Origin of the sequence: Gilliamella sp. WF3-4 (genome assembly GCF_001690275.1) — a bacterium.
Classification (GTDB): Bacteria; Pseudomonadota; Gammaproteobacteria; order Enterobacterales; family Orbaceae; genus Gilliamella; species Gilliamella apicola_C.
Genome location: NZ_LZGW01000032.1, coordinates 118,180 through 141,671, shown reverse-complemented (window position 1 = coordinate 141,671; position 23,492 = coordinate 118,180). Strand labels below are relative to the sequence as shown.

The following is a 23,492-nucleotide window of genomic DNA, read 5'->3' as shown; positions in this document are numbered from 1 at the left end:
GTGAGAAAATCTACTATTTTTATCGATATACTGACCTATATACCCTTTCTCATTGATTGAGCAGAAAAGAATTTGTGATGATATATTACTTACTTAAAAGCTACTTATATGCTAAAAGTTAGTGTAGCTGTGTTTGTCGCATTTCGATAAATCATTAAATTCCACAAAATTATTGCTTGGATAGGCTATCCTAATTAGTGTTTATTTCCATGATTTTATCTTTTTGCTACTGAAAAGTATGGATATACTACGAGATCGATTTAATTCTCAATTCTAATTTATCTGGAAAAAAACAAAGCGCTCAGTGCTAAAGTGGGTGAGGTATTATCACTATCAAGCTTATGGAGCAAGAATGCGACAGGCAGCGCTTAGAAAGTAAGTCATAACAGTAGATGCCGAATTGGGTGAATTATGTAAGAAAAGGATTTGGTGTCAAAATGCACCTGTAAAAAATATCTCATCCTAGTCAAAATATTAGCCGCATCCACCTATATAAATGCGTTATTAAGGTTGTATTGTTTTTTCTGGATTAAACTACCCATTTAATGTATTTATTTAATGTATTGGGCCTTGCATCATAAGATAGGCTTGTGCAAAAGGAGTAATGTTATTATTTGTTAAAATAAAAACTTCAATAAAATCAATGGTTTTTCTGACTGATTTTTATCATGACCAGTTTGCTTTTCTCTCTGGCACATCATGCCTATATTCTTGATATCATGCACTAAGCTAGTTACACACTAAATGTGTGTAACTAGTCGCATAAAATTATTGTTTAATAATGTTATTAAGTAAAATTTTTCACAATGTATTTATCTTTTTCCTGATCAATACGGAAAAAGTTGGTTAGTAATTCTATTTTTTTCTTTTTATACTAAATTTGAATTATTAATAAATGTAGGTATTTGATTATGAAAAATAACGGGTTACCAAAAGATTTTTTGTGGGGAGGTGCAGTTGCTGCTCACCAATTAGAAGGGGCTTGGCAAGCGGGTGGTAAAGGTATTAGTGTTGCTGATGTGATGACGGTGGGGTCGCCTAAAAGTTATCGTAAGATCACCGAAGGCATTATTGAAGGGGAATATTATCCTAACCACGATGCAATTGATTTTTATCATCACTATAAAGAAGATATTAAGCTATTTGCCGAAATGGGATTTAAATGTTTTCGAACTTCGATAGCTTGGACACGTATCTTTCCAAACGGAGATGAGCTTGCTCCTAATGAAGAGGGCTTAAAATTTTATGATGATCTATTTGATGAATGTCTGAAACATAATATAGAGCCTGTTGTAACCCTTTCTCATTTTGAGTTGCCTTATTATCTTGTCACTGAATATGGCGGATTTCGTAATCGTCAATTGATCGACTTTTTTGTTCGCTTTGCTGAAGTATGTTTTGATCGTTATAAAAATAAAGTCAAATATTGGATGACTTTTAACGAAATTAATAATCAAGCTAATTTTAATGAAGATTTTGCACCATTTACTAATTCTGGTATTTACTATAAAGCAGGCGATAATCGCGAACAGATTATGTATCAAGCTGCCCATTATGAATTAGTTGCTAGTGCTAAAGCAGTACAAATCGGTCATGCCATTAACCCTGATTTTAAAATTGGATGTATGTTGGCGGTAATACCAATCTACCCTGAAACTTGTAAACCAGGTGATATTTTGATGGCACAAAAAGCGATGGAACGTAAATACTTCTTTGCTGATGTTCATGTGCATGGTGAGTATCCAAATCATATTAAAAAATATTGGCAACGCAATGGTTTTGAGCTTGATATTACAGCGCAGGATCTTGAAGTACTTACTAAAGGCACGGTTGACTATATTGGCTTTAGCTATTACATGTCCAATGCTATTAGGAAAAAGGAAAATGATAACAGCTATAACTATGACGAAAAAAAGGATCTGATTGGTAATCAATACGTTAAAAAATCTGATTGGGGCTGGCAAATTGATCCTGAAGGATTACGTTATACCTTAAATTGGTTAACAGATATGTACCGATTGCCATTGTTTATTGTTGAAAATGGGTTTGGTGCATATGATAAAGTCGAGGCAGATGGTAGCATTCATGATACTTATCGTATTGAATATTTGAAAGAACATATCAAACAAATGAAGATTGCTGTTGAAGAAGATGGCGTTGATTTAATGGGCTACACCCCTTGGGGATGTATTGATTTGGTTTCGGCGGGCACTGGTGAAATGGAAAAACGGTATGGGTTTATTTATGTGGATAAAGATAATAAAGGTAATGGAACCTTAAAGCGTAGCCGAAAAGATTCATTTGCTTGGTTTAAGAATGTCATTGCTTCAAACGGTGAAGTTTTATAGAAACTTATAGAAGCTCTATAAAAGCAGAAGCTCTATAAAAGTTTTATTAAGGGATCATAATTGCGTTGAGGAAAAACCATGAAAAAAGCATTAATTATTTGTGCAGCAGGAATGTCATCATCATTAATGGCTAAAAAAGTAACAGAATATTTTGCTAGTAAAGATAAAGCTATTTCGGTTGATGCAGTATCGGCAACCGAAGGAAGCAATATGATTAAAAATAGTGATTTCTCATTATTTTTAATCAGTCCACAAACGATGATGATGTTTGATAAGTTGAAAAATTTGGGGGATGAAGTGGGTAAGCCTGTAGTAAGCATTCCTTTTCAGGCCTATATCCCTATACCGTCGGGTATTGAGCAATTGGCTAAGTTAACCGAAGACAATATCAAATAGCCCAAAATAAGCCTTTGTTTTAGAAAAATGGCTTGGCGTTGTCATTAGATTACCAGACATGGCAGCGCCTTATTAACTTGCTTGATGTGTGCTTATCTAACATATCAGAGTAACTACTCTATGATTAACAGCCTATTTTTAGCTGTCACAGGTACGGATGATTGTGATTAAGAACAAACAACGAGATCTAATTAGTTTAATGGTTCGCTCTAAAAATCTATTCAAAAGCAGCGCATTGCTGGCAAGTGAATTATCATTATCAGATCGAACTGTTCGTACTTACCTTAAGGACTTAAAACCGTTGATTGAAAACAATGGCGGAACTATTGTTAGTAAACAAGGTTATGGTTATCAATTACAAATTAAAGATAGAACGGCTTTCAACCTATTTTTAATTGAACATCATTTATTTGATCGTAACGAAGAGCAAGCAAACTGCCGAGAAGCATGTCAAAGAAAGCACCATATTCTTAATCTATTATTATTAGAAAGCCAAAAAATTGATATAGAGGCGTTATCAGAACAATTATTTATTAGCTCTTCTCAACTAAATAAAGATATTTTAGAAATCAAACACCAGCTTCAACCTTATGGACTTACTGTCAAAAAAAACCGATCCTTATTTTATGTTGAAGGCGAAGAAAAAGCTAAAAGGCATTTTATTTTAAGTTATTTTTTTCACGAAGAATCAATTAATTTTTTACAACACCTTACTTATTTGAACAAGTTTAGTGATGTAATTAGCTTTGACTCCTTAACCATTATTATTTTAGATGAGTGTCGTGAGGCAAAGATAAAATTATCTGATGTTATGATGCAAAATATCGTGTTACATCTATCACTCAGCATTAAACGTTTACAATCAGGGCTTTCTATTCAAAATCTTGATATGCCACAATCGACAAAAAATACATTGGAATATCAAGTTGCTAAGAAAATTATCAATAGAGTCGAAAAAGTAATTGGTTTTTGTTTTCCCAAACAAGAACAAATGTATTTAACTTTACATTTGATGAGTAAATCGAATGTTACTCATAATGATGTGGATTGCGAATTATATTTATCTGTGACTAATATATTAATCGAAATTGAGCAGCAGACAGGGTATTTATTTTTAAATGACGAACAATTGAAAAACGGCGTTATTCAACATTTAAAACCGATGATCGTTCGTTTACAACAAAATATTAAATTAGAAAATCCATTACTTGATGAAATTAAAGCCAATTCACCAGAATTATTTGAATTAGTTAAAAATTACCTTAGCCAGCTACCCCAGCTTAATCAATTTACGATTCACGATGATGAGTGGGGCTACTTAACTTTGCACTTTTTAGCTTCGATTGAAAAATTAAAAAATGAACAAAAAACCAAAGTGCTAATTATTTGTGCAACGGGTCTTGGTAGTGCCCAGCTACTAAAAAATCGAGTTGAATGTGAGTTTGATGAACGAATCAAAATTGTTGCGACACAAGGATATTATGAAATTGAACCAGAAACGTTAAATAAGGTCGATTTTATTATTTCGTCCGTTGATTTATCCGCGCAAGTATTTAAAGTGCCTGTTTTTCATGTTTCTGTATTCTTAACGGATGATGATGTACAAAAAATTCGCCGTTATCTTGCGTCACGAAATATGCCTGTCTCTGAGCGTAGAATGCAAATTCCAATGTTTGCAACACAAAAATCTTGCAATCATTTTATTGATATTGAGCAAATTATTGATGATTTATTTGCAGATTATTTCTACCCATGCCGACAACCTCAAAGCAAAGAACATATTTTAGATTCTTTACTTGATCTTTTAGCGTTAAATGAAGATAGCAATTATAAGCAACAAATGATAAAGCAAATGCAAAATCGTATGCTATTAGGTGATATCTTTTTTAGCCAAGCGATAGTGGTGCCACACCCTGCAATTCCTGTAGGGAAATTATCTAAAATTGGTGTTGCGATGATCCCTGATGGATTATTTTGGGATGATAATTACCCACAGGTTCGCTTCGTTTTTATGATTTCCCCTTCTATTTATCAAAATTCAACTTTAGCGATGATAACTAAAGCCATTATTAATTTAATTGATGATTTAGCAATGCAATCAAAACTGTTGAAAACGCATAACTATGGCCAATTTAAACGGCTTTTTATCCAACTTATTGAAAAAGGAGCATAGTAATGAACGATGAAATGAGCTCAGAAGATATTCAACTTATCGCTTTTAATATTATTTTATATAGCGGTAATGCTAAAACTAAAATTCATGATGCATTTAAGGCAATGAGACAAGCCGATTTTATTACCGCAAACCAGCTTCTTGACGAAGCGAATGAAGATATTTTACAAGCTCACTACTCACAAACAGAGTTACTACAAAATTATGCTAACGGTACAAAAATTACCATGGAAATTATTATGGTACATGCGCAAGATCACTTAATGACAACAATGACAATGCGCGAAATTGCACTTGAGATGGCTCATTTGTATGAGCAAAACCACCGCTTAGCAGTCAAATTAGGGGGGGAATCCATCATATGACAACTAAAAAATTAGAAATGCACCAAAAAACGAGCCTAACCAACCTCTATTTTAATCGCTTTTTAGCTATTCGTTATAGCACAGCATTTTTTTTATTTATCAATCTGTATTGGTTTGTATTTTTAGGTGGATCATTATCTATTGTGGCCTTTTTGCCACTATCGATCCTTGTGCTAGCGATATTAACGATGTATGAGCAGATTAAACTTTATCGAATTCATAATAATCGTTTACCTTATGCAAAGGCGCTTTATTCTGCATTATCGGTAATTTGTATTGTTTTGCTGATTTCGGTAAATACATCCTTATTTCATCTATTCTTTCCGTTTTTTAAAAACACTCAATATGTCTTAAATAGCGTAATGGTAGTGTTAACAGCAAGTTTATTAATTAATTTTTTACTGCTTAAAAAAATAAAAAAGATTGAGCTTAATAAGGATAAATCTTTCCAAAGAATTCAAGCTTACCAACAGGTCATTAATTAGATGAGGATAACAAAATGAATACGGGATTTGTAATTTTACAGAAATTTTTAATGGCGCCAATGGCTAAAGTATCGCAATTTAAAATTGTTCGAGCAGTAATGGCCGCGGGGATGGCTTCAGTGCCTTTCTCAATTGTGGGATCTATGTTTTTAGTATTCAATACCTTACCAATGACATTTACAGGGTTAGAAGGCTTTTTTGAAAATACTTTTTTTAGAGTGAGCGATCTTTATATGATTGCCAACACAGCAACTATCGGCATTTTAGCTCTTTATTTTAACTTTGTTGTTGGTTATGAACTGACTAAAATCGAAGAAGAAGAAACTGGTCTTAAAGTTAACCCTCTTAACGGCGCTATGTTATCTATTTTTGCTTTTTTCATGACTTTGCCTGAATTAGTTATGCAAAAAGGCGTGATTACATTACTTAATGATGAAAGTAATTTAGTCTTTAATGGGCTACGTTTAAAACCTTTTATCTTCCGCTTAGGTACATCGGGTATATTTATTGCAATCGTAATGGCAATTTTGGCAACTCATCTTTATTTTTTATGTGTTAGGCGAAATTGGGTTGTGAAAATGCCAGAAACTGTACCGCTAGGTGTTTCGCGGTCTTTTACTGCGCTGATTCCAACGTTTATTATTGCGTTTTTTGTGATCATTATTAATGGCGTTTTTATCTATTTTGGTACTGATATTTTTAATATTATTGCTGTGCCATTTGCTTTTGTGACCAATTTAACCAAAAGTTGGCTAGGTGTTATGGTCATTCTCTTTTTAATCCATGCGTTATGGGTTGTTGGGATCCATGGCGCTACTATTATTGGCGCATTTATCACCCCAATTATGTTAGCTAATATGAACGAAAATGCACTTGGTGGTGAACATATTCCTTTTGCTGGAGAATTTAATAATTCATTAGTGATTTTAGGCGGTTCGGGCTCTACCTTATTAATGACATTCTTTATTGCTTTTTGCGCTAAGTCTAGCCAACTAAAAATCTTGGGACGAGCTTCAGCAGTGCCTGCAATATTCAATATCAACGAACCTATTATTTTTGGTATGCCGATTGTATATAATCCTTACTTGGCATTTCCATTTTTCTTAGCGCCGATGGCGTGTGGAACATTAGGTTATTTTGCAATTAATACGGGTTTTATCCATCCAATCATTGCATTAATTCCATGGCCATCACCAATGGGCATAGGTGCATTTATTGGTACGGGTGGTGATTATAAAGCTGCTGTTATTGCGGTCGTGTCGGCCATTTTAGCTTTGCTAATTTATATTCCTTTTGTCAAACTATATGACAATAAACTTTATAAAGATGAACAAGGTAAATCAGCAAATCAAGCTCAAACAGCTTAGTTTTAATTAGTTTATATTAAAGGGTGTATGCCATTTAGTTTGCTACACTCTTTTTTAATTGTTTTGAGCTAATTACACGAAATCCAATTCTAAAAGTAATGAATAAGAAAGTATTTTCTTTTAATCATGTATTGAATCCTCACCATAATTGAAACGGCATAGATTCCTGAATCTTTTTTACAAAAAATAGGCAAATCAAAATTATCTAAGCAGGCTTGATTCGAAATTAATAAGAAAATCATCACAAAGTCAAGTATAGAAATTTCTGTGTGATCAATATTTACTCAACATTTTTATTTTCTATGCTATATTGATAATTCCCCTTAACCAAATATTGCATAATTTTTCCTATTTTTTTATGCGATTTTGTGTTAAGTGGGGCGAATAAATCATATTTTATTAGGAGGTACAACATGTTCTATCTTAAACGCAGGCTGATAACGTATTGTAGCCTTGTTATTTTTTTAGTGATAAGCCCAGTATTTGCTGTAGACAATTTAAAACAAAAATTTGAGGCTGGAGCCGTTGCCTCCCCAGATTATTATGGCGCGCTAGCTGCGCAAGAGATATTAGAAAAAGGGGGAAATGCCGCTGATGCTGCTGTAGCTACAGCATTTACTCTGGCTGTTACCTATCCTGAAGCGGGTAATATTGGCGGTGGCGGTTTTATGACGCTTTGGATGGAAGGCAAGCCTTATTTTATCGATTATAGAGAAATTGCCCCAAATAAGGCTGATCGAGATATGTACCTTGATGATCATAAAAATGTGATCCCGAATTTAAGTCTATATTCCTACAAAGCCTCAGGCGTACCAGGTACGGTTGCTGGTATGTGGGCTGTGCATCAACGTTTTGGTAAATTATCCTGGAAAGAAGTTATGGCGCCAGCTATACGATTTGCCAATGAAGGGTTTACCGTAGATAAACTACTCGTTAAACGGTATCATGAAGTAGAATCACTAGCGCCGGCTAATGGCCACTTTAAGCAATACTTTGGTTCTATGCAAGAAGGAAAACTATTTAAGCAGCCCGAGCTTGGCAAGGTATTAATGCGTATTGCCGATCAAGGTAGTGACGGTTTTTATAAAGGTGAAACGGCTAAATTAATTGCAAAACAGATGCAAGAAAATGCAGGTTTAATTACTGAAAATGATTTAGCTAATTACCAAGCTAAATGGCGAGAACCATTAGTTGCTAACTGGCAAGATATGCAAATTGTAACTGCACCACCACCAAGTTCAGGCGGTGTAGGTTTAATTCAACTATTATTAATGAAGCAAAATTTAGCGAATGATTTTAAGAATGTTAAGGTCAATTCACCTCAATATATTCACTTATTAGCAGAAATAGAAAAACGTGTGTTTGCTGATCGAGCAGAATATATGGGCGATCCTGATTTTATCTCGGTTCCTGTTGCTAAACTGATTGACGCTAATTATTTGGCAGAAAGAGCAAAACAAGTTAACCCAAAAGCGATTTCTATTACCGAACAAGTTAAACCTGGTCTGAACAACAACCATGAAAAATTACAGACAACGCATTTTTCTATTGTAGATAAATGGGGTAATGCAGCATCTAATACTTACACTCTTAATGGTTGGTTTGGATCTGCGGTTGTGATTGAGGGTACAGGTATTATACTCAATAATGAGATGGATGATTTTAGTAGTAAGCCAGGTGTTGCTAATCAGTTTGGTGTAGTGAGCAAAGATGCTAATGCCATAGAGCCTAATAAGCGTCCTTTATCTTCTATGACACCAAGTATTTTTATTAAAAATAATGATGTTGCAATGGTTATTGGTACGCCAGGTGGTTCAAGAATTTTTACCTCCATCTTTCAAGTTGTAACTAATGTTTTTGATAATCATATGTCATTAAAAGCAGCAATGGATGCACCTCGTTATCATCATCAATTATTACCAACTAATCTTATTTTTATTGAACGATTTCAAAACAAAGTACCAGAGGATTTAAAAGATAAACTCAAGCAAATGGGCTACCACTTTGAGCAGCAAGATTTTAGCGGTGATATTCAGGCGATAAAAATCACAGATAAAAAACCTGAAGCAGTATCAGATATCCGTGGTAGAGGTAAATCAATGGTTGTAAGATAAAAATATTTTTCATGTTGATGTATATAATAAATATTCAATTTTATTTTTATCATTGCCACTGCCACTGAAAAATAGATAATAAAAAAACCCGTTTAGATTAAACGGGTTTTTTTATTTAAGTTGAGTTATTATTGTTCAGAAATAACTTCAACAATCAGTTTAGCAAAAGCTTCACTATGTACTTGGAAAAATACTTCGTATTCACCTGTTGTACGTAATACACCATTTGGTAAGCGAACTTCGCTTTTCGATACTTGAATACCGCGAGCTTTAACTGCATCAGCGATATCACGAGTACCAATTGAACCAAATAGTTTGCCTTCATCACCAGCTTTAGAAGCGATAGTTACTTTACCTAGAGCATTAATTTCAGCAACGCGCGCTTCAGCGGCTTTTAATGTCTCAGCAAGTTTTGCTTCTAATTCAGCACGACGAGCTTCAAAGAATTCAATATTCTTTTTAGTCGCTACTACTGCTTTACCTTGTGGAATCAAATAGTTACGAGCATAACCCGCTTTTACATTAACTTGATCACCTAAGCTGCCTAAATTAGCAACTTTATCGAGTAGAATAATTTGCATTATATGTTCCCTCTGTTGCTAATTACTGATGGTTGTCAGTATATGGTAATAATGCCAAGTAACGAGCGCGTTTGATTGCGCGAGCTAATTGACGTTGATATTTTGCGCTAGTACCAGTGATACGGCTTGGTACAATTTTACCACTTTCTGTGATATAGCTTTTTAATAAAGAAACATCTTTATAATCAATTTCTTTAACGCCTTCTGCAGTAAAACGGCAGAATTTGCGACGACGGAAATAACGTGCCATTTGGCTATTCTCCTAATAGTTTAATCTGGTCAGCATGTAATACAAGTTGGCTTGTTTGGTTACGTTTAGTGTGGGTACTTATAAATCCACTGACTAAAATTTTGCTGCCTTTTTTTATGTAACTTAACTCTTGTTGTCCACTAGCAATTACGGGCATTATGCACCATGCTTGCCTTGTGAGTTCTGCTTCGATTTGTTTAGAAACATGTTCTAAATAAAATTGGCAGTGCGAAATCCCACTTGGACTGACTTTTCTTATCGGTGTTTTTTTTACAATACCCGATAACACTAAACGATTATTCGTCGGAATCATCGTCCATGTTTACTTCGTTAAAATCTTCTTCAGAACTACGACGTTCTTCTTTAGCTTTTAACATAGGTGAAGTTTCAGTTACAGCGTGTTTGGTGCGCATAATTAAACTGCGAATCACTGCATCATTGAAGCGGAAGTTATCTTCAAGTTCATTAACAGCTTCTTGAGTTGCTTCAACATTCATTAACACATAATGTGCTTTGTGCAGTTTTTCGATAGGATAGGCTAATTGACGACGACCCCAATCTTCTAAACGATGGATTTTACCACCATCAGTGGTTAATGTACCAGTATAACGTTCAATCATACCAGGTACTTGTTCACTCTGATCTGGGTGAACCATAAATACTATTTCGTAATGACGCATTATCGCTCCCTACGGATTAATCAGCTTTCTGTCGGGGCAACCGCAACCCATTGAAAGCAAGGAACATGAAAATAGGCGGTTGAAATCGACGTGGCATTATATATCAACTTATTATATTTGACAAATGAATATGCCAAGTGGTTTTAATACTTACTTTGATTGTTATAAGCAAGTCCTTCTGCATTTGAGTATTTCAAATTATAGGAGATATTAAAATATAACTCACAATGAAAACTTAAATAAAATCAATAGTTTTTCTGAGCGGTTTTTAGGGTGTAAAATGCATTTTAAAATGTAACGATTTCTATACATTTTTATTGTTAAAATATGTTATGCTTGAGTATGTAAAATGTTAATTGTAGGTATATGCATAGTAAGGAGAATTTGATGGCTCAAGAAATTATTTTGAAGGAAACTATTTTTAGTAAAATTATTCGAAAAGAAATCCCTGCTGATATTGTTTTTCAAGATGATAAAGTGACGGCATTTCGTGATATTTCTCCTCAAGCGCCGAAGCATATTTTAATTATTCCCAACAAACTTATTCCAACTATTAATGATGTTACTGAACAAGATGAAGTGATATTAGGGCATATGGTGACCGCTGCCGCTAAAATTGCAAAGCAAGAAGGTATTGATGAAAGCGGATATCGCTTAATCATGAATTGCAACAAAGATGCAGGGCAAGAGGTCTTTCATATTCATATGCATTTATTGGGCGGTAAAAATTTAGGGCGATTAATAGGTTAATCATTATATGAAACAGTTCAAAGGTATATTTGTTACTAGTGCATTAATTTTTGCGTTAACTGGCTGTCATCTTATTAGCAATACCCCAAAAGTGGAAGTGAAACCGCCAGTAGATGAAACGCAGTCTAGCGATACGGCGGTCATTGAAATGCCTCCTCAAATTGTTAAAAAAACGGATTGGCATTTAATTTTATCGCCTTTTATCAATAAGTTGGCTAATACATCACTTGCAAGTTCTGATAATAAGCTTATTTTAATTAGCGATATTCAAAATCGTAGCGGTGATTATCTTGCAAGCAATCAAATTGATGAAGCTTTACACCAATTAATGCATAAACAAAACACGTTCACAGTGGTTAATAAACAGGTCATAAATCAAGCTAAACAAACGCTGGGTATTTCAGCTGATGATAAGTTAGTTTCTCGAGGTAAGATGATTGGGTTGGCTAAGTCAATAAATGCCAACTATGTTCTTTTCACCACTATCTATAAAGTGCCTGATGAAAGCCATGGAGCAGATCTTGCAATGGAATTAATTTCAACACAAAGTGGAGAAATTCTAGCTAGATCTACCTCTAAAGATTTTTCTAAACAACCCAATACTAACGAGGGATCAAATCAAGTTATTGAGGATAACAAATAATGGGACCATTGCTGATTGATGTTGAAGGTAAATCATTAACCGAAGAAGATAAGGCATTATTACAAAACCCGTTGGTTGGTGGGGTGATTTTATTTAGTCGCAATTATCAGGATCAAACTCAATTAAGAGAATTGATAAAACAGATTCGGGCAGTTTCTACACAGCGTTTATTAATCTCGGTTGATCATGAAGGTGGGCGCGTTCAACGTTTTCGTGATGGTTTTACTGCTATTCCACCTGCGCAATCTTTTGCGGCTCTTAATGAGCTTGAGCAAGCTAAATCGTTAGCTTTTGATGCGGGTTGGGTACTTGCAATGGAACTTATTGCTTTTGATATCGATCTTAGCTATGCGCCCGTTTTAGACTTAGGTCATCATTGTCTTGCTATCGGCACTCGTTCATTTCATCAAGATATCAATATCGCCTATCAAGTTGCTGCTGCTATGATTGATGGTATGCATGCTGCAGGAATGAAAACAACCGGTAAACATTTTCCTGGGCATGGTCATGTGCTTGCTGACTCGCATAAAGAAACACCTATTGATCATCGTGAAAAATCACTCATTGAACACGATATGCAAATTTTTGCCAAATTGATCGCTGATAAAAAACTCGATGCCATTATGCCTGCTCATGTTATCTATCCTGCTTTTAATGATCTGCCCGCTAGTGGTTCACCTTATTGGCTTAAAACAGTGCTGCGTGAGCAATTACGTTTTGAGGGGGTGATTTTTTCCGATGATTTATCGATGAAAGGTGCAGCAATAATGGGAGGCTATGCCGAGCGAGCCCAAGCAGCATTAGCGGCAGGCTGTGATCTACTGCTAGCTTGTAATAATCGACAAGGCACTATTGCCATTTTAGAAAGATTAGCAGAGCTAAATAAGATTTATCCATTAATATCAAATAAAGCGAAACATCTATTAACTAATACAAAAATCACTTATGCTGAATTAAAAAACAACTCTCAGTGGCAACATCGACGTGATAATTTAAAAAAACTTAGTGAAAAGTGGGAAGAATATGCAAGCAGCAATGATTGAAATTGATAATAACCAACTTCTAGTTGCGTATAATGATACGGCTAAAGCATTATTTCCTCATAACGTTTTAGTATTAAATCAACCTTTTGATTATCAAAAAACATTTAATTTTGATAATACAATAAATATAAATGAACAAGGTGATGCAATCATCGTTTTAAATTCTCAGCACTTTTTATTGCAAAAAATGGTTGATCCATCTAAAACAGTCTTTGTTGTGCAACCAATTGCTTACTTAAAAAAACGATTGTCGAAAATCAAAGTCGTCGGGCACCATGCTTTCGATATCTTTGCCACTCAAAGTTTAGTTATGCAAAAACTTATTGCACAAGCTAAAGCTTTTTCTATGCAAAGTGAACCTTTATTAATATCAGGCGAAACAGGTACTGGTAAAGACTTACTAGCTAATGCTTGTCACCAATATAGCCCTCGCGGCGATCAAACCTTTCTAGCATTAAATTGTGCAGCTATGCCTGATGAGGTAGTAGAAAGTGAATTATACGGGCACGCAGCAGGCGCTTACCCAGGGGCGATTGAAAGTAAAAAAGGTTTTTTTGAGCAAGCTAATGGTGGTTCAGTATTGCTTGATGGCATTGATGAAATGTCTTTTCAAATGCAAACCAAATTATTACGTTTTATTAATGATGGTTATTTTCGGCGAGTAGGTGACGATAATGAAGTCTATGTCGATGTAAGAATTATTTGTGCAACAAAAGTCGATTTAGCTGATTTAGTCGAACAAGGTAAATTTAGAAAAGATCTCTACTACCGACTTAATGTACTGTCGCTCAATTTACCCTCATTGCAAGAACGTAAAGATGATATTTTGCCACTTACGCATATCTTTGTTAATGAATTTGCCAATAAACAAGGGTTCATACCACCTGCGATCGATAATGACCTTATTGACTACTTTGTTCACTATTCATGGCCAGGCAATGTAAGACAACTTAAAAATATTCTATACTCTGCATTAGCCCAATTAACTACCCCAATATTAACGGTTAAAAATATCGTATTGCCAACACCTAAATCACAAGTATCATGGGTCAACAATATCGAAAATAAAACTCTGGATGAAATAACCAAGCAGTTTGAAAAAGAAATCTTATTAAAACTTTATGACCAATACCCAAGCTCCCGAAAACTCGCTAAACGGCTCGGCGTGTCGCATACGGCTATTGCTAATAAGTTGAGGGATTATGGGATAGGGCGGTGATTTCTTATGCTGTAAAAAAATTGAGTTGTAAATATTTATATTTTTAAGTATATTGATTCAAACTTATTATCGCCCATAAAATGAGCTAGAATGAGTAAATTAAAGGACATATTTTTTGTTTTTTAGTTCTTTGATATAGCTGAAATAGACTAATAAATTTTTTATCAATAATTGAGATTAAATATGACATTACTTTCAGTTGTTTTGCCTATGTATAATTCCGAAGAGTATGCTAGTTCCTGTATAAATAGCATACTTTCCCAATCTTTTTCTGACTATGAATTAATTATAGTTGATGATGGAAGTTCTGATTCTACGAGAGCTATATGTGAGCAGTTCAAGTTTGATCCAAGAGTAAAGTATTTTTATCAAATAAATGGTGGATCTCATAAAGCAAGAAATCTGGGTATTAATAAAGCAACTGGTAAATTACTTACATTTATTGATTCTGATGATATTATACCAAGTAATTATTTTGAAGAAATGGTTAAAGTGTATACAGATGATGTGGATTGCGTGTTTTGTGATATTTACCATCAACAAAATGAAGGATTAGTTAAGAGTTTTTTTTTCCAACAAGAAAGCCAATTATTAAACACAAGAAAAAAAATTAGCCATTTGTTAAGTATTGATTCTTTTCCTGCCCCTTATGCCAAATTGTATAATTTAAATAAAATTAAAGCACTTCATCTTAAATTTATTGAGTCAGATAATTATTTTGGCTTTGCTGAAGACTTTTATTTTAATTCACTATATTTAATTAATTCTCAAAAATTAGTTTATACTCAAAAAACATATTATATATATAATAAGACTAACCTAAATTCGCAATGTAATAATCCAGATCCAGAAATACAGAAGAGAAATAATATTGATAGAGCAATAGTAATTTATTCAATATTGCAATATATGTTTCAAAATAAAATTAATATAAACAAGTATAACGCTATTTTTTTTATGATAAGAAGACATCTACAATGGGGAGGGGAAATTACTAAAGAAAACTTGTTGAATTTATTACAACATTCTGATTTACCAAAGTATTACACGAACAAAATATACTGTTTTTCTTTAAGTATTTTCTTGTTTAGTTATTTTAAAAAATAATGAGGTTTCCTAATTATTATGATCCCTAAAATAATTCATTATTGTTGGTTTGGCGATAACCCTAAACCAAAGAAAATTTTGGATAATATACAAAATTGGAAAATAAAACTTCCCAATTATAAATTTGTAGAATGGAATGACAATCATCTTCATTTAGCAAACAATAACCAGTACGTCAAAGAAGCATATCAAATGAGAAAGTTTGCATTTGTATCTGACTATTTTAGAATATATGCTTTATGGACAGAAGGGGGAATATATTTAGATACAGATATTATTTTATCTCAATCTTTTGATTCTTTTGACTCTTTCTTAGATTTGGATTTTTTTTCTTGTTATGAAAATTGGAAAGAAATAATTCATCCTATTTCAACCGCAACATTAGGGGCATCTAAAGGAAATGAGTTTATTAAAGAGATTTTAGATACCTATAAACATGATAGGTTTATTAGAAACGGTGAGCCAGATGTTACAACCAATGTTGAGCGAATAACAACTATTTTAAAAAATAAAAACTTAGTTTCCGAACCTTTTAATAAATTTGACTCTTTGAACATTTCACCTAAAGAAATTATTTTTCCATCTTACTACTTTTGTGAAGAAATAGAAGGATATTTAAATTATTGTGTTCATCAGTTTAATGCGTCTTGGAAAGATGATGATGTTAAAAATACAAATATTCAAACTAAGGTGAAACGACCATTTAAAGTAAAATTTAGAGTTAACAATAAGGTAACATTTGTTAAATTGAATCAGGAAATAATACCAAATAAAATATTATTTTCATTTTCAATTAAGAAAAAAAAATATGCATTCATTATTGTTTAAATAGGAAAATTAATTTTGCAACCTAAATTAACTATCATAGTGCCTGTCTATAATACAGAAAAATATTTGAAAAAATGTTTGGATAGCCTTGTTAACCAAACTTTAAGAGATATTGAAATTCTTTGTATTAATGATGGTTCAAAAGATAATTCGCATATCATTTTGAATGAATATGCTGATAAAGATCCTCGCATAAAGATTTTTAATAAAGCTAATGGTGGATTATCATCAGCAAGAAATATGGGCATTGATAATGCTAAAGGACAGTTTGTCACTTTTTTAGATTCTGATGACTATGTTGAACATAACGCATATGAGTTGGCCTTATCTCGATTTGCTAATGACGGAGTCGATCTTGTGCACTTTTCAACTAATCTGGTAATGGAAGATAGCGATTGTGAACGTTACAATGAAGATTATTTTCAGCATAAATTTTGTGGTATAGTTAAATTAACAAGTTATGTTGCCCAATTTTTGGATGTTTGTGCATGGAATAAAATATATAAACTTTCAATTATCAAATATTATCATATAAGATTTCCAGTAGGTAAATTATATGAAGATAACCCTTTTTTTTGGTCATACGCATTAGTGTCTGATTTCGCTTATTTTATGCCTGAAAAGCTCCATAATTATTTAAGCCGTAAAAATTCAATTATGAACTTAACTTTGAAACTTTCTAAATCTAAAGTTAATGAATTAAATCATGAATTAGACCGATTATTGTGTTTTGAAGAATTGTTAACTTTTATTTTTAAATGGGATTTATTTTATAAAGTAGCATTAACATTGGAAAAGCATTTTGAAAGAGTTTTTTGGGATGAAATAGCTCATTCATCGCATAAAAATATTGAAAAAGTACTTGAGAAAACTACAAATATTATAAATAAATTCTCTTTCATCTCTTTATTTCCACGAAATCGCTTTTTTAAAGCGCTATCTAGAAAAAAATATTATAAGATTAAATATATTGAATATATCACAAAGAAGCAGAGTTTATTCGGTTTATACCATTCGTCAAGTTATACCACGTTATGCTTGTTAGGTATAAAAATTAGAAAAAAGAAATCTAAAAACAAAATAGAAAAGGTTTCTTCAAAAGAAATAAATGATAAGCTTAATAATTTATATAGTGAATTATCAAAACTACATCAAATGGTTGTTTCAAGTTTTTCAAAACAGAAGAAAGAAACATTTTTATCTAATAAAAATGAATTAACCTTTTTTAATCAAATGAATTTAAATGAGTTTAAATATTATTTTGAAAATTTATCTATTGCGGTTAATTTAACAGACAATTTTGATAAATCTAATGCAGTGTTTTCGTTTGAAAACCAAAATGTTTCGGAAATTATGAAAATTGCTATGGAAAAAGATAAATTATTTTATTATATATTTACTGGTTTTATTAGTAATATTTTACCTCCTTATAGTTCAGCAATGCCAGCATTTTGTTCTCCCTTATCATTTGTGGTAGACAGTAAAGGTTATTTTAATGATGGCAATGTCGCAACTGATCTTGAAGAACTATTAAACACAGAAAGTATCAGTGAAAGTCAACTAACGAGATCTAAAAATATTATTAATAAAATTGTCAAAGAGAAAATATCTAAATTCAATAATTTTGAAAACCAGTTCAGCTTTTTTAAAGAAAAAGATAAGAAAAATATACTTGTTGTTCAGTCTGAGCATGAAATTTATAAGGAACACTGCAAGGTAAATTATTCTTTTGAAGATATGCTAAGTGAAGCCATTTGTAACAACCCTAATTCCAATATAGTCATTAAGTTGTCAAGCAAATGTTGCGAGAAACAATTAAAACGATATAAAAGTATACTGGCAAATTTAGAAGATAATCTAACTATAAAATACCTTGAACATAATTGTATGAATCCATTTGATTTATTAAACCAAATGGATGAGGTTTATGTGCATAATGATATGTTAGGTTTTGAAGCTTTAATGTGTGGTAAGAGTGTACATGTATATGGTATTCCCTTTTATGCTGGTTGGGGATTAACAGTTGATAAAATTTCACTTCCCCGTAGACAGAGGAAACTTTCTATAGAGGAATTATTTTATATTTCTTATATTCTTTATTGTAATTATGTTAATCCTGAAACTAAAACGATTTGTGAAGTTGAAGAAGTGATTGATTATCTTCTTAAAATAAAAAATATTTATCATTGAATCTCGATGATAGCTAACAATTTATTATAAATATTTTTTCTATATAAAAAATAGATAAAGTAGATATTTAATTAAATTTAGTTGCATTTTATCTGTTGTTGTTGTTTTTAGTTTATGTTGATGTAAGTTTAGCCGTAAAGCTGGCTTGGTTATTTCATAGGTTATTAGCAATTCAATGTTGAATTTATACTATAACTATTTTTACTAAAAAGATTTTAAAAAATGAATAGCCTACCAATTCTTTCAGTTGTGATCCCTGTGTATAATACACAAATGTATATAAAAAAGTGCTTAGATAGTATTATTAATCAATCAATTAAAAATATTGAGATTATTTGCGTTAATGATGGATCAACTGATGATTCACTTAGTATCTTAAAAAAATATAAAGAATTAGATGATAGAATTAAGATTATTAATAAAAAAAATGGAGGGTTATCTTCTGCTCGAAACGTTGGCATTAAATATGCTAGAGGAAAATATATTACCTTTGTTGATTCTGATGATTTCATTGAATTGGATGCTTATGAACGCTCATTATCATATTTTAGATTTTATAAAGTAGATCTTGTTTATTTCTCTACACGACTTGTTTTTGAGGATAATATTGCTCGAATTCAGGACGAACGATATTTTGAACATAAATATACAGGTTTAGTTAATTTATCTAATGATGTTGTAGCAAATATGGATGTCTGCGCATGGAATAAAATTTACAAACTTTCAATACTAAAAAAGTATGATATTAAATTTCCTGAGGGGCTTTGGTACGAGGATGGACCATTTTTTTGGTCTTATGCACTGGTGAGTAATTCCGCATTTTTTATAAACGACAAATTTTACAATTATCTGATAAGAGCCGGATCTATCATGAGCCAATGTAACAAAAAAGGTAAAACTTATCATAAAACCTTTCACGAATTAGATCCATTATTGTGCTTTGAGTTTTTACTTCGTTTTGTATTTAAATGGAAGTTGCACGAAAAATTTAAGCCAGTATTAGTCGATCTATTTCAGCAAAAAATTTATGAAGCTTTACGATGTCTTCCTCAAAAAGAGCGCATATTAGCTTTAAATAAATCAACAGAGATTGTTAATTTATTTAACCTTACATGCTATTTTCCTAATGATTATTATTTAATTTCATTATCCAAGAAACACTATCACAAAATTGGGGAAGTTAATCGATTTTTTTTAACAAGGAAACAGCGGTTATTGGGCATTTGGGATGCAAATAGACATTATATTATTTGTTTTTTAGGCATTAAAATAAAAATAAAAAAAAATTAATGAAAAACTGCCATTAATTTTTCTTTGATTTTAATATTTGTCTTATTAAATTTACAATAAAATTAACGGGTAAACTTCTATTTGTAGTATAATCCCTTATAACTTTACTGTTTAAGTATTTTATTATGTCTCAAAAATTAAATTCAATTACGACATTAAAGAAGCTTTGGCCATTCATTAACCCATTTAAAAAAGCATTAATTATTGCAGTAATAGGGCTTTTACTCAATGCGGTTGTAGATGCAACTTTAATTTCGCTAACTAAACCGTTGCTTGATCACGGATTAATGGACAAGGATTATCCACTTTTAATTGCAATTGCAATTGCAATTGTTGGCTTAATTTTATTAAGAGGCTTATCTAATTACGCTTCAACTTATTGTCTTGCTTGGTTATCAGGAAAGGTAGTGACTAAATTTAGGCAAATGATCTTTAACCATTTACTCAAAAGTCCTATAAGTTTTCATGATAAGCAATCTGTTGGTGATCTTGTTTCTGTTGTTACTTTTAATACTCAGATGCTATCAAAAGCTTCATCTGACGCATTAATTATACTCATTCGTGAGATAGCGTATGCGATAGGATTATGTATAGTTATGTTATATGGAAGTTGGAAATTAGCCTCAGTTCTTATTATTTTGGTTCCAATGATCATTTTTATTGCACAATTTATTGCAAAAAAGTTCAGGGAAACAATTGCATCAATGCAACAAGGGATGGGACAAATTACCACCGCCAGTGATGAAATGTTAAAGGGGCACAAAGAAGTATTGATTTTTAATGCTAGAGAATATGAAAAAGGTAATTTTAACTATATTACAGATTGTGTTAGGCGCGGTATGTTAAAAATAGAAGTTGTTTCCAGATTATCTACACCAATTATACAGCTGGTTGCCACCTTAGGATTAGGATTCATACTTTATTTAGTTGCTAGCCAGAATTTAGATATTACGCCTGGATCTTTTACTGTAGTTTTTTCTGCAATGATTGCTGTTATGCGGCCGTTAAGAGAACTAACAAGTTTGCATGTAGAGCTTCAAAAAGGGTCAATTGCATGTGAATCATTATTCGATCTTTTGGACTCTCCACTAGAGAATGATCATGGTTCTATTGTTGTAGAAAGGGCTAAAGGAGATATAGAGTTTAAAAATGTGACTTATACTTACCCTACAAGGAATATACCTGCTTTAAACAATATTTCTTTGAAGATAAAAGCCGGTCAAACAATCGCATTAGTTGGTCGTTCTGGTGCAGGTAAATCTACAATTGCAAGCTTAATTCCTCGTTTTTATGATGTTTCGCAAGGTGAAATATTATTAGATTCCATAAATATTCAAGAATATACATTGAGATCATTGCGTAAACAAATTGGTTATGTTTCTCAAAATGTACATTTATTTAATGGAACAATTGCGGAAAATATTGCTTATGGTGAAAAAGAGCTTTATAGCAGAGATGATATAATAAAAGCTGCTAAGTTAGCTAATGCAATTGAATTTATTAATAGATTAGAGCAAGGTATTGATACTGAAGTCGGTGATAATGGCGTTTTATTATCAGGAGGTCAGCGACAACGCATTGCAATCGCTCGCGTTTTATTACGCGATAATCCAATATTGATTTTTGATGAAGCAACGTCAGCATTAGATAATGAATCGGAACGTCTTGTTCAAGATGCAATAGAGGTTCTACAAAAAAACCGAACATCAATTATAATTGCTCATCGTCTATCTACTATTGAAAAAGCAGATCGAATTTTAGTTATTGACGATGGAAAAGTTATTGAAGATGGAAACCATCAGTCATTAATCAATTTAAATGGAACTTATGCTCAAATGCATAAAATGCAATTTAATACTTAAAATTAATATATAATGAATAATATGACTAAACAAAGTAAGCTTGTACACATAAATGATATTGATAAGGATTCTTCAACATGGAAAACTTTCTTAAAATTATGGCCATTAATTGCAGAACATAAGTTTATTTTATTCTTGTCTGTTGTTTTATTAATTGCTAGTGCTTTTGCTGATACTTCATTAATTGGATTATTACGCCCATTACTTGATCGAGGTTTTTCTATGAATGATCAAGAATTTTTATTGATGGCACCATTTTACATTTTTGGGCTAGTCTTATTAAGGGGTGTGGCTAATTATGGCTATTCTATTTTTCTATCATTAATCTCTGGCAAAATAGTGATGAAAATTCGACAAAGGCTTTTTGGTCATTTTGTTGATGCTCCAGTTAGTTTTTATGATCAAAACTCGACAGGAAGGCTATTATCGAGGATTACCTATGATACAGATCAAGTTGCATCTTCTTCATCTGATGCTTTAATAACGATAGTGCGTGAATCAGCTTTCATTTGCGGGTTATTTTATACTATGTTTAGTAATAGCTGGCAGCTCTCTCTATCTTTGATTATTATTACACCAATTGTAATTGGTTTAATTACCTTGATTTCTGTTAAGTTTAGAAAACTAGCTAAAAATATGCAAAATTCAATGGGTGGCATTACTATGTCTGTTGAACAGATGTTAAAAGGACATAGAGAAATTATTATATTTGGTGCTCAAGAAGAAGAGTCAAAAAACTTTGATAAAGTGAGTAATAAATTTCGCCGTGATAGTATGCGATTGGTTTCTATTTCTGCGCTATCAACTCCTGTAGTTCAGGTTATTATTTCTTTTGCAATTGCATTTGTACTATTAACTGCAAGTAATCCTGATTTGAATATTACTCCTGGTGAATTTACAGTTGTTTTTTCTTCATTAGTCGCATTGATGCAACCGATAAAAAGCCTAACCAGTGTGAATGCTGGATTTCAAAGGGGTATGGCCGCTTGCCAAACACTATTTGCCTTATTAGAGCAGCCAATAGAAAATGATAAAGGCCATTTAAATATAGCAAAAGTTAAAGGTGATATTATTTTTGATAATGTATCATTTGGATATGAAACTAGAAGCGACCTTGCTTTGCAAAATATTAGCTTTTCTGTTTCTGCTGGTAAAACCATTGCTTTAGTGGGACAATCGGGTTCTGGAAAAACAACAATTGCTAGCCTATTAACTCGTTTTTATGATACTTCACACGGTGAAATTTTAATTGATGGTATTAATATACAAGATTTTACTTTATATTGCTTAAGAAACCAGATTGGATTAGTGTCTCAGCATGTTCATTTATTTAATGACACTATCTCCAATAATATCGCATATGGTAAAATTGGCGAATATTCTCAAGATCAAATAGAAGAAGCAGCTAAAAAAGCTTATGCCTATGATTTTATAAAAGGATTAGAAAAGGGTTTTGATACTATAGTCGGAGAGAGTGGAGTATTATTATCTGGAGGTCAACGCCAACGTATTGCAATAGCAAGAGCTTTATTACGAGATACGTCAATTCTTATTTTAGATGAAGCTACATCAGCCCTAGATACGGAGTCAGAACGAGCAATACAAAAAGCCTTAGAAGAACTACAAAGAGGACGAACATCTATCGTTATTGCTCACCGGTTGTCAACTATTGAAAATGCAGATGAAATATTAGTTATGAATGAAGGAAAAATTATTGAAAAAGGCTCTCATTCAGATTTATTAAATAAAAATAGCATTTATGCTAAGTTGTATAAAAGTAATTTTAATGAGTGAAAATATT

Annotated in this window: 21 protein-coding genes; 17 read left to right on the top strand and 4 right to left on the bottom strand. The window is 32.3% G+C overall.

From position 1 onward, the window contains the following. Positions 1–911 precede the first annotated feature (911 nt). The 7 genes from A9G47_RS07875 (at position 912) to ggt (ending at position 9,248) form a co-directional block, all read left to right on the top strand. Complete coding sequence (locus A9G47_RS07875) at positions 912–2,348, top strand: 6-phospho-beta-glucosidase (RefSeq protein ID WP_065642627.1); 1,437 nt, start codon at positions 912–914, stop codon at positions 2,346–2,348. Positions 2,349–2,426: 78 nt separating this feature from the next. Further along, positions 2,427–2,744 carry a PTS cellobiose transporter subunit IIB gene (locus A9G47_RS07870; protein ID WP_065566914.1) on the top strand — a complete coding sequence of 106 codons (318 nt, stop codon included), beginning with the start codon at positions 2,427–2,429 and terminating at the stop codon, positions 2,742–2,744. Positions 2,745–2,907: 163 nt separating this feature from the next. Beyond that, the gene (locus A9G47_RS07865; RefSeq protein WP_065642643.1) at positions 2,908–4,917 is read left to right on the top strand and encodes a BglG family transcription antiterminator; all 2,010 of its coding nucleotides are present in this window, start codon (positions 2,908–2,910) and stop codon (positions 4,915–4,917) included. 2 nt (positions 4,918–4,919) lie between these two features. Beyond that, on the top strand, positions 4,920–5,282 hold the full coding sequence (locus tag A9G47_RS07860) for a PTS cellobiose transporter subunit IIA (protein WP_065566915.1): 363 nt from the start codon (positions 4,920–4,922) through the stop codon (positions 5,280–5,282). Beyond that, positions 5,279–5,767 carry a hypothetical protein gene (locus A9G47_RS07855; RefSeq protein ID WP_065642626.1) on the top strand — a complete coding sequence of 163 codons (489 nt, stop codon included), beginning with the start codon at positions 5,279–5,281 and terminating at the stop codon, positions 5,765–5,767. The genes A9G47_RS07860 and A9G47_RS07855 overlap by 4 nt, the downstream gene beginning before the upstream one ends. A gap of 14 nt (positions 5,768–5,781) precedes the next feature. Next, positions 5,782–7,134 (top strand): PTS cellobiose transporter subunit IIC, encoded by a 1,353-nt coding sequence (celB, locus tag A9G47_RS07850; RefSeq protein WP_065566917.1) that lies wholly within the window; start codon positions 5,782–5,784, stop codon positions 7,132–7,134. Between the two features lie 413 nt (positions 7,135–7,547). Continuing rightward, entirely contained in the window at positions 7,548–9,248 is a 1,701-nt protein-coding gene (ggt, locus tag A9G47_RS07845) for a gamma-glutamyltransferase (RefSeq protein ID WP_065642625.1), read from the top strand. Positions 9,249–9,376: 128 nt separating this feature from the next. Here the strand turns inward: ggt and rplI are convergent, their stop codons facing one another. Genes rplI through rpsF form a run of 4 tightly spaced genes read right to left on the bottom strand, consistent with a single transcriptional unit; the run spans position 9,377 to position 10,759 of the window. Next, a complete protein-coding gene (gene rplI, locus A9G47_RS07840; RefSeq protein ID WP_065642624.1) occupies positions 9,377–9,829 on the bottom strand; it encodes a 50S ribosomal protein L9 in 453 nt (150 codons plus the stop codon). Between the two features lie 22 nt (positions 9,830–9,851). Next, positions 9,852–10,079 (bottom strand): 30S ribosomal protein S18, encoded by a 228-nt coding sequence (gene rpsR, locus A9G47_RS07835; protein ID WP_025314965.1) that lies wholly within the window; start codon positions 10,077–10,079, stop codon positions 9,852–9,854. A gap of 4 nt (positions 10,080–10,083) precedes the next feature. Next, complete coding sequence (gene priB, locus A9G47_RS07830; RefSeq protein ID WP_065566922.1) at positions 10,084–10,392, bottom strand: primosomal replication protein N; 309 nt, start codon at positions 10,390–10,392, stop codon at positions 10,084–10,086. Further along, positions 10,376–10,759: a 30S ribosomal protein S6 gene (gene rpsF / locus A9G47_RS07825; protein ID WP_065566923.1), complete on the bottom strand. Its 384-nt coding sequence runs from the start codon at positions 10,757–10,759 to the stop codon at positions 10,376–10,378. The genes priB and rpsF overlap by 17 nt, the downstream gene beginning before the upstream one ends. Positions 10,760–11,161: 402 nt before the next feature. On the opposite strand from rpsF, the gene A9G47_RS07820 reads away from it, so the two are divergent. From A9G47_RS07820 to msbA (A9G47_RS07775), 10 genes are all read left to right on the top strand, one after another. Continuing rightward, positions 11,162–11,509 carry an HIT domain-containing protein gene (locus A9G47_RS07820; protein WP_065642642.1) on the top strand — a complete coding sequence of 116 codons (348 nt, stop codon included), beginning with the start codon at positions 11,162–11,164 and terminating at the stop codon, positions 11,507–11,509. Positions 11,510–11,516: 7 nt separating this feature from the next. Then, the gene (locus A9G47_RS07815) at positions 11,517–12,152 is read left to right on the top strand and encodes a hypothetical protein (RefSeq protein WP_065642623.1); all 636 of its coding nucleotides are present in this window, start codon (positions 11,517–11,519) and stop codon (positions 12,150–12,152) included. Then, positions 12,152–13,195, top strand: a complete 1,044-nt coding sequence (nagZ, locus tag A9G47_RS07810) for a beta-N-acetylhexosaminidase (protein WP_065642622.1) — start codon at positions 12,152–12,154, stop codon at positions 13,193–13,195. The genes A9G47_RS07815 and nagZ overlap by 1 nt, the downstream gene beginning before the upstream one ends. Next, a complete protein-coding gene (locus tag A9G47_RS07805; protein ID WP_218057448.1) occupies positions 13,158–14,414 on the top strand; it encodes a sigma 54-interacting transcriptional regulator in 1,257 nt (418 codons plus the stop codon). Before nagZ ends, A9G47_RS07805 begins: the two co-directional genes overlap by 38 nt. A 183-nt stretch (positions 14,415–14,597) precedes the next feature. After that, positions 14,598–15,521, top strand: a complete 924-nt coding sequence (locus A9G47_RS07800; protein ID WP_065642620.1) for a glycosyltransferase family 2 protein — start codon at positions 14,598–14,600, stop codon at positions 15,519–15,521. Between the two features lie 18 nt (positions 15,522–15,539). Next, positions 15,540–16,349: a glycosyltransferase family 32 protein gene (locus A9G47_RS07795; RefSeq protein ID WP_065587779.1), complete on the top strand. Its 810-nt coding sequence runs from the start codon at positions 15,540–15,542 to the stop codon at positions 16,347–16,349. A 15-nt stretch (positions 16,350–16,364) separates the two neighbouring features. Beyond that, entirely contained in the window at positions 16,365–18,539 is a 2,175-nt protein-coding gene (locus A9G47_RS07790) for a glycosyltransferase (protein WP_065642619.1), read from the top strand. 222 nt (positions 18,540–18,761) lie between these two features. Beyond that, entirely contained in the window at positions 18,762–19,829 is a 1,068-nt protein-coding gene (locus A9G47_RS07785) for a glycosyltransferase family 2 protein (RefSeq protein ID WP_065642618.1), read from the top strand. Between the two features lie 125 nt (positions 19,830–19,954). Beyond that, complete coding sequence (gene msbA / locus A9G47_RS07780) at positions 19,955–21,691, top strand: lipid A export permease/ATP-binding protein MsbA (RefSeq protein WP_065642617.1); 1,737 nt, start codon at positions 19,955–19,957, stop codon at positions 21,689–21,691. A gap of 21 nt (positions 21,692–21,712) precedes the next feature. Continuing rightward, on the top strand, positions 21,713–23,485 hold the full coding sequence (msbA, locus tag A9G47_RS07775; RefSeq protein ID WP_065642616.1) for a lipid A export permease/ATP-binding protein MsbA: 1,773 nt from the start codon (positions 21,713–21,715) through the stop codon (positions 23,483–23,485). Positions 23,486–23,492 lie beyond the last annotated feature (7 nt).

What these genes read in the sequence shown, in the direction of transcription:
- A9G47_RS07875 (WP_065642627.1), top strand. Translation starts at nt 912, where the DNA reads ATGAAAAATAACGGGTTACCAAAAGATTTTTTGTGGGGAGGTGCAGTT.
- A9G47_RS07870 (WP_065566914.1), top strand. Translation starts at nt 2,427, where the DNA reads ATGAAAAAAGCATTAATTATTTGTGCAGCAGGAATGTCATCATCATTA.
- A9G47_RS07860 (WP_065566915.1), top strand. Translation starts at nt 4,920, where the DNA reads ATGAACGATGAAATGAGCTCAGAAGATATTCAACTTATCGCTTTTAAT.
- A9G47_RS07855 (WP_065642626.1), top strand. Translation starts at nt 5,279, where the DNA reads ATGACAACTAAAAAATTAGAAATGCACCAAAAAACGAGCCTAACCAAC.
- celB (WP_065566917.1), top strand. Translation starts at nt 5,782, where the DNA reads ATGAATACGGGATTTGTAATTTTACAGAAATTTTTAATGGCGCCAATG.
- ggt (WP_065642625.1), top strand. Translation starts at nt 7,548, where the DNA reads ATGTTCTATCTTAAACGCAGGCTGATAACGTATTGTAGCCTTGTTATT.
- rplI (WP_065642624.1), bottom strand. Translation starts at nt 9,829, where the DNA reads ATGCAAATTATTCTACTCGATAAAGTTGCTAATTTAGGCAGCTTAGGT.
- rpsR (WP_025314965.1), bottom strand. Translation starts at nt 10,079, where the DNA reads ATGGCACGTTATTTCCGTCGTCGCAAATTCTGCCGTTTTACTGCAGAA.
- priB (WP_065566922.1), bottom strand. Translation starts at nt 10,392, where the DNA reads ATGATTCCGACGAATAATCGTTTAGTGTTATCGGGTATTGTAAAAAAA.
- rpsF (WP_065566923.1), bottom strand. Translation starts at nt 10,759, where the DNA reads ATGCGTCATTACGAAATAGTATTTATGGTTCACCCAGATCAGAGTGAA.
- A9G47_RS07815 (WP_065642623.1), top strand. Translation starts at nt 11,517, where the DNA reads ATGAAACAGTTCAAAGGTATATTTGTTACTAGTGCATTAATTTTTGCG.
- nagZ (WP_065642622.1), top strand. Translation starts at nt 12,152, where the DNA reads ATGGGACCATTGCTGATTGATGTTGAAGGTAAATCATTAACCGAAGAA.
- A9G47_RS07800 (WP_065642620.1), top strand. Translation starts at nt 14,598, where the DNA reads ATGACATTACTTTCAGTTGTTTTGCCTATGTATAATTCCGAAGAGTAT.
- A9G47_RS07795 (WP_065587779.1), top strand. Translation starts at nt 15,540, where the DNA reads ATGATCCCTAAAATAATTCATTATTGTTGGTTTGGCGATAACCCTAAA.
- A9G47_RS07785 (WP_065642618.1), top strand. Translation starts at nt 18,762, where the DNA reads ATGAATAGCCTACCAATTCTTTCAGTTGTGATCCCTGTGTATAATACA.
- msbA (WP_065642617.1), top strand. Translation starts at nt 19,955, where the DNA reads ATGTCTCAAAAATTAAATTCAATTACGACATTAAAGAAGCTTTGGCCA.
- msbA (WP_065642616.1), top strand. Translation starts at nt 21,713, where the DNA reads ATGACTAAACAAAGTAAGCTTGTACACATAAATGATATTGATAAGGAT.